Annotated in this window: 4 tRNA genes and 1 rRNA gene; all 5 read right to left on the bottom strand. The window is 49.2% G+C overall.

The window, feature by feature from the left end:
• Positions 1-69 precede the first annotated feature (69 nt).
• Positions 70-145: transfer RNA gene (locus JJQ72_RS20275), tRNA-Val, on the bottom strand.
• Positions 146-241: 96 nt separating this feature from the next.
• A tRNA-Glu gene (locus tag JJQ72_RS20270) sits at positions 242-316 on the bottom strand.
• A 9-nt stretch (positions 317-325) separates the two neighbouring features.
• Positions 326-417 (bottom strand) — tRNA-Ser (locus JJQ72_RS20265).
• 3 nt (positions 418-420) lie between these two features.
• Positions 421-496, bottom strand: a tRNA-Asn gene (locus tag JJQ72_RS20260).
• A gap of 114 nt (positions 497-610) precedes the next feature.
• A 23S ribosomal RNA gene (locus JJQ72_RS20255) occupies positions 611-758 on the bottom strand; the annotation flags it as partial.

Below are 758 nucleotides of genomic sequence, written 5' to 3'. Positions count from 1 at the left end.
AACCTGCGGCCTTCGGGTTATGAGCCCGACGAGCTACCGAGCTGCTCCACCCCGCGTCATTAAATTATATGGTGGAGGCTGAGGGGATCGAACCCCCGACCCTCTGCTTGTAAGGCAGATGCTCTCCCAGCTGAGCTAAGCCTCCATAAACAAACCGACCTCTATATTACCAAATCATCAAGCAAATTGCAAGCTACCGATGAACCTTTGGTATCCTCATTCCCTAAACTAGTAAAGAAAGTGGTGACCCGTAGGGGATTCGAACCCCTGTTACCTCCGTGAAAGGGAGGTGTCTTAACCCCTTGACCAACGGGCCATATTTAAATGGCGGAGAGAGAGGGATTCGAACCCTCGAGACGCTTTTGGCGCCTACACGATTTCCAATCGTGCTCCTTCGACCAACTCGGACACCTCTCCAAATGGCTCCCCGAACAGGACTCGAACCTGTGACAACTCGATTAACAGTCGAGTGCTCTACCAACTGAGCTATCAGGGAATAAAGAATTCAGATGTTTAATCACCTGAAAACTAGATACGAAACGAATGTGCGTTGTTAGAGAATGATCATTAGCGTAATGCTTCCGAAGCTAGCTTTACTTCGTAAAGCTTGTAGGATAAGCCCTCGACCGATTAGTATTGGTCAGCTCCATGCATTGCTGCACTTCCACCTCCAACCTATCTACCTCGTGGTCTTCAAGGGGTCTTACGTATTGGGAAATCTCATCTTGAGGGGGGCTTCACGCTTAGATGCTTTCAGC

The organism is Paenibacillus sp. F411 (assembly GCF_017582705.1).
Taxonomy (GTDB): Bacteria; Bacillota; Bacilli; order Paenibacillales; family Paenibacillaceae; genus Paenibacillus_AQ; species Paenibacillus_AQ algicola.
Note: the sequence above shows the minus strand (reverse complement) of the source record. Positions and strands in the feature narration are given on the sequence as shown.